The 13,595-nt window shown below is 61.7% G+C and carries 6 protein-coding genes; all 6 read left to right on the top strand.

Annotated features, from left to right (window positions below; translation table 11 throughout):
* Positions 1 to 63 precede the first annotated feature (63 nt).
* Positions 64 to 1,854: a type I secretion system permease/ATPase gene (locus tag BK667_RS12585; RefSeq protein ID WP_123597785.1), complete on the top strand. Its 1,791-nt coding sequence runs from the start codon at positions 64 to 66 to the stop codon at positions 1,852 to 1,854.
* Positions 1,851 to 3,200 (top strand): HlyD family type I secretion periplasmic adaptor subunit, encoded by a 1,350-nt coding sequence (locus tag BK667_RS12590; protein ID WP_123597786.1) that lies wholly within the window; start codon positions 1,851 to 1,853, stop codon positions 3,198 to 3,200. The genes BK667_RS12585 and BK667_RS12590 overlap by 4 nt, the downstream gene beginning before the upstream one ends.
* A 2-nt stretch (positions 3,201 to 3,202) precedes the next feature.
* Complete coding sequence (locus tag BK667_RS12595; RefSeq protein WP_123597787.1) at positions 3,203 to 4,567, top strand: TolC family outer membrane protein; 1,365 nt, start codon at positions 3,203 to 3,205, stop codon at positions 4,565 to 4,567.
* Positions 4,568 to 5,633: 1,066 nt separating this feature from the next.
* On the top strand, positions 5,634 to 8,594 hold the full coding sequence (eprS, locus tag BK667_RS12605) for an autotransporter serine peptidase EprS (protein WP_123597789.1): 2,961 nt from the start codon (positions 5,634 to 5,636) through the stop codon (positions 8,592 to 8,594).
* A gap of 207 nt (positions 8,595 to 8,801) precedes the next feature.
* Positions 8,802 to 11,870 (top strand): autotransporter serine protease, encoded by a 3,069-nt coding sequence (locus BK667_RS12610; protein WP_123597790.1) that lies wholly within the window; start codon positions 8,802 to 8,804, stop codon positions 11,868 to 11,870.
* Positions 11,871 to 11,893: 23 nt separating this feature from the next.
* Positions 11,894 to 13,588, top strand: coding sequence for a polyurethane esterase (locus BK667_RS12615; RefSeq protein WP_123597791.1), 1,695 nt, complete (start codon positions 11,894 to 11,896; stop codon positions 13,586 to 13,588).
* The last annotated feature ends 7 nt before the right edge of the window (positions 13,589 to 13,595 follow it).

The following is a 13,595-nucleotide window of genomic DNA, read 5'->3' on the forward strand; positions in this document are numbered from 1 at the left end:
GTGCAGGCCGTTAATTGAAACCTCGTCAAAGAATGGCGAGGACTAACATCTCAGGATAAATCAATGAAGATGGCGAAGGCCCCAGGCACCGCACCGTTACTCAAGGCACTGGGCGACTATAAGAGCATCTTGATCAGCGTCGGTTGTTTTACTGCACTGATCAACGTGCTGATGCTGGTTCCCTCCATCTATATGCTCCAGGTTTATGACCGGGTGCTGTCTTCGCAAAACGAAACCACCCTGGCGATGCTGTCCTTGATGGTGGTCGGTTTCTTTGCCTTCATCGGCATGCTCGAAGTCGTACGCAGCTTTATCGTCATCCGCATCGGCAGCCAACTGGAGCGCCGCTTCAACCTGCGGGTCTATCAAGCCGCATTCGAGCGCAACCTGTTCAAGGGCGAGGGCAACGCCGGGCAATCCCTCGGGGATCTGACCCACATTCGCCAATTCGTCACCGGCCCGGCGCTGTTCGCCTTCTTCGATGCGCCGTGGTTCCCGGTGTACTTGTTTGTGATTTTCCTGTTCAACGTCTGGCTGGGTGTTTTGGCCACGGCCGGTGCCGTGTTGCTGATCGGGCTGGCGTGCCTCAACGAGGCCATGACCAAAAAGCCCTTGGGCGAAGCCGCCGGTTTTTCCCAGAAGTCGAGCCAACTGGCCACCAGTCACCTGCATAACGCCGAAACCATCCAGGCCATGGGCATGCTTGGGGTGCTGCGCAAGCGCTGGTTCCAGGTGCATTCGCGTTTCCTGGGTTTGCAGAATCAGGCCAGCGACACTGGCGCGGTCATCAGTTCCTTGAGCAAAACCTTGCGCCTGTGCCTGCAATCGCTGGTGCTGGGGCTGGGTGCGCTGTTGGTGATCAAGGGTGACATGACCGCCGGGATGATGATTGCCGGTTCGATTTTGATGGGCCGCGTCTTGAGCCCCATCGATCAACTGATCGCCGTGTGGAAGCAATGGAGCGGCGCCAAACTCGCCTACCGTCGTCTCGACGCGTTGCTGCAAGCCTATCCGCCGAGCGATGAAGCCATGGCGCTGCCGGCCCCGCAAGGCCAGATCACCTTTGAGCAAGTCAGCGCCGGCCCGCCAGGCAAACGTGCGGCGACCTTGCACATGGTTAATTTCAGCCTGGGTGCCGGAGAAGTGCTGGGCGTGCTCGGCGCTTCCGGTTCCGGCAAATCGACCCTGGCGCGGGTGCTGGTGGGTGTCTGGCCGACCCTCGGCGGCACCGTGCGACTCGACGGCGCCGACATCCATCGCTGGAACCGCGACGACCTCGGCCCGTACATCGGTTATCTGCCCCAGGACATCGAATTGTTCAGCGGCAGCATCGCTGAAAACATCGCGCGGTTCCGTGACGCCGATCCGCAGAAAGTCGTTGAAGCGGCCCAACACGCCGGTGTCCACGAACTGATCCTGCGCATGCCCCAAGGCTACGACACCGTGCTCGGTGAAGATGGCAGCGGTTTGTCCGGCGGCCAGAAGCAGCGTGTGGCTCTGGCTCGTGCGTTGTACGGCAACCCGAGCCTGGTGGTGCTGGATGAACCCAACTCCAACCTCGACACCGTCGGCGAAGCGGCATTGGCCGGCGCCATCGCGCACATGAAAGCCCGGGGCACCAGCGTGATTCTGGTCACCCATCGCTCCTCGGCGCTGGCCCAGGCGGACAAACTGCTGGTGCTCAGCGACGGTCGCTTGCAAGCCTACGGCCCGAGCCAGGAAGTGCTCAAGGCACTGTCCGGCAACCAGTCCGGCAATCAAACGGCCAATCAGGAACAGAAGGCGGCGCAGGCACCGGGCGGGCTCAGCATGAGCCGGCAGTATCAGCCCACGACAAGGAATTCGGGTGTATGAGCAGCGCACGCATGAACACTGAAAACGAAGCAACCATGGAACACGATTACATCGCCGAGCGCCCAGAGCGCGATGCCAGGTTTTTCTCCCGCATGGGCTGGATTCTGGCGATCGTCGGCGCCGGCAGTTTCTTCACCTGGGCCAGCCTTGCGCCGCTGGACCAAGGGATTCCGGTGCAAGGCACCGTGGTGGTCTCCGGCAAGCGCAAAGCCGTGCAGTCGATTGGTAACGGTGTGGTCAGCCGGATTCTGGTGCGCGAAGGCCAAGTGGTTAAGCAAGGCCAGCCGCTGTTCCAGCTCGACCAGACCCAAGCCGCTGCGGATGTCGATTCGTTGCAGGCGCAATACCGCATGGCCTGGGCCAGCGTCGCCCGTTGGGAAAGCGAGCGGGACAACCTCAAGCAGGTTACGTTTCCCGCCGAGCTGAGCAAGGACGCCGATCCGCGCCTGGCGTTGGTGCTGGAAGGCCAACGTCAATTGTTCAGCAGCCGTCGCGAAGCCTATGCCCGTGAACAGGGCGGGCTGCGTGCCAATATCGAAGGCGCCAGCGCGCAATTGGCCGGCATGCGCCGTGCGCGCACCGACCTGACGGCCCAGGCCAACTCGCTGCAACAGCAATTGAGCAACCTTCAACCCCTGGCAGACAACGGCTACATCCCGCGCAACCGGTTGATGGAGTACCAGCGTCAACTGTCGCAAGTGCAGCAACAACTGGCCGAGAACACCGGCGAAAGCGGCCGGGTGGAGCAGGGCATCCTCGAAGCGAAACTCAAGCTGCAACAGCACATCGAGGAATACCAGAAAGAAGTCCGCACCCAACTGGGTGACGCGCAGCTCAAAAGCGTGACCCTCAAGGAGCAACTGACTTCCGCCGGGTTCGACTTGCAACACCGCGAGATCATCGCCACCGCTGACGGCGTCGCGGTCAACCTCGGGGTGCACACCGAAGGCGCCGTGGTGCGCCAGGGCGAAACCCTGCTGGAAATCGTGCCCCAAGGTACGACGCTGGAAGTGGAAGGGCACTTGCCGGTCAACCTGATCGACAAGGTCGGCACCCACTTGCCGGTGGACATCCTGTTCACCGCGTTCAACCAGAGCCGCACCCCGCGAGTGCCGGGGGAAGTCAGCCTGATTTCCGCCGACCAGATGATCGACGAGAAAACCGGCGCACCGTATTACGTGTTGCGCAGCAGCGTCAGCGATCAAGCCATGGAAAAACTCCACGGGCTGGTGATCAAGCCTGGCATGCCCGCGGAAATGTTCGTGCGCACCGGTGAGCGTTCACTCCTCAACTATTTGTTCAAGCCGCTGCTCGACCGGGCAAACTCCGCGTTGACCGAGGAATAAGGATGTTCGGCTGTATGAATAAGCTTTCCATGCTCGGGGCAGCCCTGGCGTTGCTGACGTGCAACAGTGCGATGGCCCTGGGGCCGTTTGAAATCTACGAACAGGCGTTGCGCAATGACCCGGTGTTCCTCGGCGCCATCAAGGAACGGGATGCAGGTCTCGAAAACCGCATCATCGGCCGCGCCGGGCTGTTGCCCAGGATCGGTTACAACTACAACAAGGGGCGCAACTCCTCCAAGGCCACCGCCCTTGATGAACGTGGGCGCAACCGCACCGATGACCGCAACTACAGCAGTTACGGCTCGACCCTGAGCCTGCAACAACCGTTGCTCGACTACGAGGCCTACGCGTCGTACCGCAAAGGCGTGGCGCAGTCGCTGTTCGCCGATGAAACCTTTCGCGGCAAGAGCCAGGAATTGCTGGTGCGGGTGTTGGAGAACTACACCAAGGCGTTGTTCGCCCAGGATCAGATCGACATCGCCCAGGCGAAGAAAAAGGCCTTCGAACAACAGTTCCAGCAGAACGAGCAGATGTTTCGCCAGGGCGAGGGCACGCGCACCGATATTCTTGAAGCCGAGTCCCGTTATGAGTTGGCCACGGCTGAGGAAATCGAAGCCCGGGATGAACAGGACGCCTCGTTGCGCGAGTTGGGCGCGCTGATCGGCGTGCCGGCGATCAACATCGGCGACCTGTCACCGCTGGACCAGAACTTCCAGACCTTCGCCCTGACACCGGCCAATTACGACACCTGGCACGAGATGGCCGTGGCCAACAACCCGAACCTGGCCTCCCAGCGTCAGGCTGTGGAAGTGGCGCGCTATGAGGTCGAACGCAACCGCGCCGGGCACCTGCCGAAAGTCAACGCGTACGCCACCGTGCGGCAGAACGAATCGGAAAGCGGCAACACCTACAACCAGCGCTATGACACCAACACCATTGGTATTGAAGTCAGCGTGCCGCTGTATGCCGGCGGTGGGGTGTCGGCCATGACCCGTCAGGCCAGCCGCACCATGGAACAGGCCGAGTACGACCTCGATGGCAAGACCCGGGAAACCTTGATCGAATTGCGCCGTCAGTTCAGCGCCTGCCTGTCGGGGGTCAACAAACTGCGCGCCTATCAAAAGGCCCTGACCTCTGCTGAAGCGTTGGTGGTGTCGACCAAGCAAAGCATCCTCGGTGGCGAGCGGGTCAACCTCGATGCACTGAACGCCGAACAACAACTGTTTACCACCCGCCGCGATCTGGCCCAGGCACGTTACGACTACCTGATGGCGTGGACCAAGCTGCATTACTACGCCGGGACGTTAAATGAGCAGGACCTGGCGAAGGTTGACGAGGCGTTTGGCCGGGGGGGATTCAAGCAGTGATGGAAGCTTAAGAGCCACCCCTCACCCTAACCCTCTCCCCAGGGGGGAGAGGGGACTGACCGGGTTGTACTTTCGAGCTACATCGACCTGAAAAACCGAGCCGAACTCAGGTTTGAAAACAATGAAGATCGGCTCCCTTTCCCCCTCTCTCCACTGGGGAGAGGGGACTGACCGGGTTGTACTTTCGAGCTACATCGACCTGAAAAACCGAGCCGAACTCAGGTTTGAAAGCAATAAAGATCGGCTCCCTTTCCCCTCTCTCCACTGGGGAGAGGGGACTGACCGGGTTGTACTTTGGCGCTACATCGACCTGAAAAACCGAGCCGAACTCAGGTTTGAAAGCAATAAAGATCGGCTCCCTTTCCCCCTCTCTCCACTGGGGAGAAGGGACTGACCGAGTTGTACGTTGGCGCTACATCGACCTGAAAAACCGAGCCGAACTCAGGTTTGAAAACAATGAAGATCGGCTCCCTTTCCCCTCTCCCCAGGGGGGAGAGGGGACTGACCGGGTTGTACTTACGAGCTACATCGACCTGAAAAACCGAGCCGAACTCAGGTTTGAAAGCAATAAAGATCGGCTCCCTTTCCCCCTCTCTCCACTGGGGAGAAGGGACTGACCGGGTTGTACTTTGGCGCTACATCGACCTGAAAAACCGAGCCGAACTCAGGTTTGAAAGCAATAAAGATCGGCTCCCTTTCCCCCTCTCTCCACTGGGGAGAGGGGACTGGCCGAGTTGTACTTTGGCGCTACATCGACCTGAAAAACCGAGCCGAACTCAGGTTTGAAAACAATGAAGATCGGCTCCCTTTCCCCCTCTCTCCACTGGGGAGAGGGGACTGACCGAGTTGTACGTTGGCGCTACATCGACCTGAAAAACCGAGCCGAACTCAGGTTTGAAAACAATGAAGATCGGCTCCCTTTCCCCCTCTCCCCATTGGGGAGAGGGCTGGGGTGAGGGGTGGATCTTCAGTCAGACACACATTTAAGTAACACAGCAAAAACAGCACGACCACCCCCGCGAGCAGGGGGCTAAAACTCTAAAAACGCCAAAAAAGCGAGAAAGACATGGACGTACAAATCAAACCGATTTCGGTCGGCACGCTATTGCTCCTGGTTTCGGCCATCCCCGGCGCAGTCCAGGCCCAGTACCTTGAAACCGGCAAACCCGGCGACGCCGCCAGTTGGCGTTCCGCCGAGTTTCAGCGCGATTGGGGCTTGGCGCGCATTCAGGCCGATCAAGCCTACGCCGCCGGCATCACCGGCAAAGGCGTGATCATCGGTGAACTGGATTCCGGTTTCGATTCCGCCCACCCAGAGTTCGCCACCGACCGCTATCACGGGGTTACGGCCAGCGGCACCTACGTCGATGGCACACCGTTCAATGTCAACGGTACGCTCAACGCCAACAACGACTCCCACGGCACGCACGTCGCCGGCACCATCGGCGCTTCCCGCGACGGCACCGGCATGCACGGTGTGGCGTACAACGCGCAACTCTACGTGGCCAACACCAACAAGACCGACAGCTTCCTGTTCGGCCCCAACCCCGATCCACGCTATTTCAAAGCGGCGTATGACGCGCTGGCGGATGCCGGCGTGCGTGCGATCAACAACAGCTGGGGCAGCCAGCCGCCAGATGTCAGCTATCGAACCCTCGACGATTTGCACGCGGCCTACGCCCAGCACTTCAACAAAGGCACCTGGCTGGATGCCGCCGCCGACGTCTCTTCCCGTCGCGGTGTGATCAACGTGTTCAGCGCCGGCAACAGCGGTTACCCCAACGCCAGCGTGCGTTCGGCGCTGCCGTACTTTCAGCCGGGCCTGGAAGGCCACTGGCTGGCGGTCTCGGGCCTGGATCAAGGCAATCTGCAAAAGTACAACCAGTGCGGGATCGCCAAATACTGGTGCATCACCACCCCCGGCGCGAAGATCGACAGCACCATCCCCGATGGCGGTTACGCGATCAAGTCCGGCACCTCCATGTCCGCGCCGCACGCCACGGGCGCCCTGGCGCTGGTGATGGAACGCTATCCGTACATGAACAACCAGCAAGCGCTGCAAGTGCTGCTGACCACCGCGACCCAGCTCGACGGGTCGATCACCGACGCACCGAACACTCAGGTCGGCTGGGGCGTCGCCAACCTCGAACGGGCGCTGCACGGGCCGGGGCAATTGCTCGGCGCGTTCGACGCCAGTCTGGGGGCAGGGCAGAGCGATGTCTGGAGCAACGGCATCAGCGACAAAGCGTTGATCCAGCGCCAGGCCGAAGACGCCGCCGAACACAGCGCCTGGCAACAAACCCTGAAGGACAAAGGCTGGGAAAACGGCGTTGCGGCGGGTGCCAGTCAACAGGATCAGACCGACTACGCAGTGGGCATGGCGCGGGATGCCGCAGCCGCCACCCGGGTTTATGAAGGCAGCCTGATCAAGTCCGGCGCCGGACGCCTGATGCTCACCGGCGACAGCACCTATCGCGGACCGACCACGGTCAACGGCGGCCTGCTGGCGGTGAACGGTTCCCTGGCCTCCAGCGTCACCGTGAATGACAGCGGCACCCTGGGCGGCTCCGGGCGCATCGGCGCACTGACGGCCAACGCGGGCGCGACTGTCGCTCCGGGCAATTCCATCGGCACTTTGCAGGTCAACGGTGACGTGACCTTCGCACCGGGTTCGACCTACGCCGTGGAACTGTCGCCCACCAGCAGCGACCGGATTGTCGCCGGCGGCACCGCCACGGTCAGCGGCGCCACGGTGAGCCTGTCCCTGGAAAACAGCCCGACCTTGCTCAGCGCCCAACAAGTGCAAAGCCTGCTCGGTCATCAGTACGACATTCTGCAAGCGGCGGGTGGTATCCAGGGGCAGTTCGGTGCGGTGTTGCCCAATTACCTGTTTATCGGCGGCAGCCTCGATTACTCGGCGAACAGCATCCAGTTGAGCGTGGCGCGTAATGCCACGAGTTTCGCCAGCGTCGGCCAGACCCCCAACCAGCGTTCCGTGGCCAGTGCCGTGGAAGGGCTGGGCGCGGGCAATCCAGTCTACGAAAGCGTGCTGCTGTCGGCGTCCGCCAGTTCGGCGCAGCAGGCGTTCCAGCAGTTGTCGGGGGAAATCTACCCGGCGCTCGGTTCGGTGTTGATCAACGACAGCCGTTACCTGCGCGATGCCGTGGGTGAACGTCTCAACGACGCGAAAGCCTCCCAAAGCAACGGCTGGATCAAAGCCCTGGGTGCCTGGGGCAACACAGATGATCGCCATGACACGGCCGGCTATACCACCTCGATTGGTGGTTTGCTGGCGGGTGTCGATGGTGCGGTGGATGAGCAAACCCGGATCGGCCTGGTGGCTGGTTACAGCGACAGTTCGGTCAACATGGGTTCGGGGACGCATTCCTCGGCGCAGGTCGACAGCTATCACTTGGGCGCCTATGCCGGCCACGAATTGGGCGCCTGGCGCCTGAGCGCGGGCGGTGCCTATAGCTGGCATCGCGCCGATGTGAAACGTGATCTGCAATACGGCGACGTCAGCGCCAAGCAGAAAGCCAAGGTTGATGCGGCAACGACTCAGGTCTTCGGCGAAGCGGCGTATCGCCTGCACCTGCAACCCCTGGCCCTGGAGCCGTTCGCCAACCTGGCTTACGTGCACCTCGATACCGAGGGCTTCACCGAAAAAGGCGACGCCGCCGCGCTGAAAAGCCATGGCGACACCCGCGATGCGGTGCTCAGCACGTTGGGCCTGCGGGCGCTGAAAACCGTGAACCTGTCCGGCCAGCAACAATTGGACCTGAGCGGCAGCCTCGGCTGGCAGCACAACCTGAGCAGTGTGGATGCCGAGCAGCACCTGGCGTTTGCCAGCGGCGGCAGCGCGTTTGCGGTGGAAAGTTCGCCACTGGTGCGCGATGCCGCGCTGGTCGGTGCCCACGCCAGCCTGGCCCTGAGCCGCGACATTCGCCTGAACCTCGATTACACCGGCCAATTGGCCAGCCGCGAGAAAAGCCATGGCGTGGTGCTGAGCCTCAATTGGCAGTTCTAAACATTTGATGGGGTGAATGGGGTTATCCCGGCTAAGGAAATTTCCCTGTGGGAGCGAGCCTGCTCGCGAAAGCGGTGTATCAGCCAACATCGATATCGACTGACAGGTCGCCTTCGCGAGCAGGCTCGCTCCCACAAGTTCCGCAGCAGATCAGGTGAAGCCCATTGCCACAGGATTTTTGGCAACACAACTAAGGAAGGTAGCTGGATGACTGTTGAAAACAAAAAGTTCGCGTTGAAAACCCTCAACCTCGCCGTGCTCTGCGCACTGGCCACGCTGGGCACTGCCCATGCCGCGCCTTATGTGGAAAGCGGCAAACTCGGTGACCCGAACAGTTGGCGCAGCGCCGAGTTCAACGCCGATTGGGGCGTGGGCGCGATCAATGCCCAGCAAGCCTACGCCGCCGGTTACACCGGTAAAGGCGTGAAGCTGGGGATCTTCGACCAGCCGGTCTACGCCCAGCACCCGGAATTTTCCGGGGCCAACAAGGTGATCAACCTGGTCACCAGCGGCATCCGCGAATACACCGACCCCTACATCCCGGTCAAAGCCGGGGACGCCTTCCGTTATGACGGCGCACCCTCGATCGGTTCCGACGGCAAACTCGGCGCCCACGGCACCCACGTCGGCGGGATTGCTGCCGGCAGCCGCGACGGCGGGCTGATGCACGGCGTGGCCTTCGGCGCGCAAATCATCAGTGCCGACAACGGCGACCCAGGCCCTGAAGACGGGATCATTCGCGGCAACGACGGCGCGGTCTACAAGGCCGGCTGGGATGCCCTGATCGCCAGCGGCGCGCGAATCATCAACAACAGCTGGGGCATCGGCATCACCGACCGCTTCGACCTCGGCGGGCGCAACCCGGCGTATCCGCACTTCACCGTGCAGGACGCGCAATTGCAGTTCAACGAGATCCAGCCCTTGCTCGGCACCAAACCCGGTGGTGCCTACGACGGCGCCATCGCCGCCGCCCGCAGCGGCATCGTCACGATCTTCGCCGCCGGCAACGACTACAACCTGAACAACCCGGATGCCATCGCCGGTCTTGCGTACTTCGTGCCGGACATCGCGCCGAACTGGATCACCGTCGCCGCCCTGCAAAAGAACCCGGACCTGACCAGCGCCGATATCTACAACATCAGCGTGTTCTCCTCGCGCTGTGGCTACACCGCGAGTTACTGCGTGTCGGCGCCGGGCAGCAAAATCTACAGCTCGATCATCACCGGCACCGACCCCAACAATGTCGGCACCAGCTACGCCAACTACAACGGCACCTCGATGGCCGCGCCCCATGTGGCCGGTTCCATGGCGGTGTTGATGGAACGCTTCCCGTACATGACCGGCGCGCAGGTCGCCAGCGTCTTGCGCACCACCGCCACCGACCTCGGCGCCCCTGGCGTTGATGCGTTGTACGGCTGGGGCATGATCAACCTGGGCAAAGGCATCGACGGCCCGGCGATGTTCGTCACCGAGCAAGACATCCCCGAAGAGTTCCGCATTCAAGGCGCCTACGGCTCCAGCCAGTTTGTCGCGGACCTGCCGGGCATCGGCGGGATCATCGACGCCGGCAAACCCACAGAACGTGTCTGCAACGACGTGCACTGCGGGCTCGACACCTGGCGCAACGACATTTCCGGTCACGGCGGCCTGACCAAGCAAGGCATCGGCACCCTGGTGATGACTGGCGCCAACACCTACACCGGCCCGACGCTGGTCAATCAGGGGCGCCTGGCGATCAATGGTTCGCTGACCTCGGCGGTCACGGTCAATGACAGCGGCATCCTTGGCGGTAACGGTCGCATCGGCGCACTGACCGCGAAAAGCGGCGGCACCGTGGCACCGGGCAATTCCATCGGCACCTTGCAAGTGGCCGGCGACGTGGTCTTCGAGCCGGGTTCGACCTACGCGGTGGAACTGTCGCCCACCAACAGTGACCAGATCATCGCCGGCGGCAAAGCCGTGATCGATGGCGCAACGGTCAGCCTGTCCCTGGAAAACAGTCCGACCTTGCTGACCACCGCCGAAACCCAATCCTTGCTCGGCCATCAGTACAACATTCTGCAAGCGGCGGGCGGCATTCAGGGCCAGTTCGGTGCGGTATTGCCGAACTACCTGTTTATCGGTGGCGCTCTCGATTACTCGGCCACCGGCATTCAACTGGCGGTGGAGCGTAACGCGACGTCCTTCAGCGATGTCGGCCAGACCCCGAACCAACGCGCCGTGGCTGCGGCCGCCGAGCAATTGGGCGCGGGCAATGCGTTGTACGAAACCCTGCTGTTGTCGCCAACCGCAGCGGTAGCCCAGCAAGCGTTCCAGCAACTGTCCGGCGAGATTCATCCGGCCATCGGCACGATGCTGATCAACGACAGCCGTTACCTGCGTGACGCGGTCAGCGATCGTTTGCGTGAACGTGATCTGTTCGACGCCGGCGCGCCGACGGATGACAAAAGCAACCTGTGGGTCAAAGTCCTGGGCGCCTGGGGCAAGAGCGATGGCGGCAACGAGAACGCGAGTTCCACCAGCTCCATCGGCGGTTTGCTGGTGGGTGGCGATGGCTTGATCGCTAAAGATACCCGTCTGGGTTTCGTCACCGGTTATAGCAACAGCTCGTTGAGCATGGGCGATGGCACGCACTCGTCGGCAGACGTCGACAGCTACCACTTGGGTGCGTACCTGGGGCATGAAATCGATGCCCTGCGCCTGAGTGTCGGCGGTGCCTACAGCTGGCATCGCATTGATGCGAAACGTGAGCTGCAATTCGCCGATGTCAGCGGCAAGCAGAAAACCAAACACGATGCGACCACCGCGCAGGTGTTCACCGAAGCGGCTTATCGTTTGGACCTGCAACCCCTGGCCCTGGAACCGTTCGCCAAACTGGCCTACGTGCACCTGAACAGCGACAGCTTCACCGAGAAGGGTGATGCCGCCGCGCTCAAAAGTGGTGAAGACAACCGCGACGCGGTGCTCTCGACCCTCGGCCTGCGGGCGAGCAAAGCCATTGCGCTGTCTGACCAGAAGCAACTGGAACTGTCCGGCAGCCTTGGCTGGCAGCACAACCTGAGCAGTGTCGATACCGATCAACACCTGGCCTTTGCCAACGGCAACACCGGGTTCAACGTGCAGAGCGTTTCCATGGATCGCGATGCCGCCGTGGTTGGCTTGCGCGCCGGGTTGGCCTTGAACAACGCCACACGGGTAAACCTGGATTACAACGGGCTGCTCGGTTCCAACGAGAAGGACCACGGCGTGGGCCTGACCCTGGACTGGCAGTTCTGATTTGACGCTAAGGAAGCCAAAACATGGGACTGTTTGATTACAAAAATGCCGGCAGTGCGGCCGGCAAGGCGTTGTACAGCGATGCCATCGCCCTGACGCTTTACGCCTACACGCCGACGGGCAAGCCATTGCCCGCCACCGCTTGGGCGCCGATTGGCGCGACGGCGCTGGGTTATCAAGGCAAGGTCAGTGCGCAAGGTTCGTTCTTTGGCGAGAAGGACGGGTTCACCAGCGCCGAAGCCGAAGTGCTCGGCAAGTACGACGCGGCGGGCAAGCTGATCGGCATCGGCGTGGCCTTTCGCGGCACCGGTGGCCTGGGCTACAGCGACACCTTCGGCGACATCAAAAACAACCTGCTGGCCGCCATCGGCCCGGTGGATTACGCGAAGAACTACGCGAAAAATGCCTTCGACACCTTGCTCAAGGACGTCGCGGCCTTCGCCATCGCCCATGGCGTGGGGGCCAAGGACGTGTTGGTCAGCGGCCACAGCCTCGGCGGCTTGGGCGTCAACAGCGTGGCCGAGTTGAGCGGCGACAACTGGGGCGGTTTCTTCAAGGAGGCCAACTACGTGGCTTTCGCTTCGCCGACCCAAAGCGTGTCGACCAACGTGTTGAACATCGGCTACGAGAACGATCCGGTGTTCCGCGCGCTGGATGGCACCACGTTCAGCAGTGGCTCGGTGGGTAAGCACGATGGTTATCAGGCGTCGGCGACCAACAACATCGTCAACTTCAATGACCATTACGCCTCCACCGCGCAGAACCTGGTGCCGTTCAGCATTCTTAACCCGATGAGCTGGTCGGCCCATGGCTCGCTGGGCTATGCCGACGGCTTGAACCGGGTGATCGGTTCGAGCTTCTACGACCTCACCAGCAAGGACTCGACGCTGATCGTCTCCAACCTGGCGCTGGATTCCCGGGGCAAGACCTGGGTCGAGGATTTGGGTCGCAGCGGCGAGCCGCTCACCGGCAGCACCTTCATCATCGGCACCGACAGCAACGACTTGCTCAAGGGCGGCGCCGGCAATGACTTCATCGAGGGCCGGGACGGCAACGACCGCTTCCGCGATGACGGTGGCTACAACATCCTGCTCGGCGGCAAGGGCAGCAACACCTTCGAGCTGCAAAAGCCGTTGCAGAACTTCAGTTTTGCCAACGACGGCGACGGCACGCTGTATGTGCGCGACGCCTACGGCGGCATCAGCCTGACCCGGGACATCGGTGCGTTGGTGAGCAAGGAGCCTGGCTCGTGGTTGAACACTAAGGATGTCACCTACAACGTCACGGCCAACGGTTTGCTCAACGGTACTGAGCTGACCCACTACAACCATTCGCTCAATGGCGACGCCTACGGCAACACCCTGGCGGCCACCGTTGATGGCGACTGGCTGTTCGGCAATGCCGGAGACGACCTGCTGCGCAGCGACAAAAGCCACGTCACCTTCGTCGGTGGCGCGGGCAATGACGTGATGCACGCCAGTGGTGGCAATAACACCTTCCTGTTCAGCGGTGCCTTTGGTTTCGATGCGATCAATGGCTATCAGGGCAGCGACAAACTGGTGTTCATGGGCGTACAGGGCGCGGGGCAGGGCTATGACTACAAGCAACATGCGACCCAGTCCGGCCACGACGCGCTGCTCAAGGTCGGCGATTTTACCGTGACGTTGGTCGGCGTCGGGCTGGATAGCCTTTCGGCTTCAGGCGTTACTTTCGCGTAAGAACAGC

The organism is Pseudomonas frederiksbergensis, from assembly GCF_003732705.1.
In the GTDB taxonomy this organism is placed as follows: domain Bacteria; phylum Pseudomonadota; class Gammaproteobacteria; order Pseudomonadales; family Pseudomonadaceae; genus Aquipseudomonas; species Aquipseudomonas frederiksbergensis_F.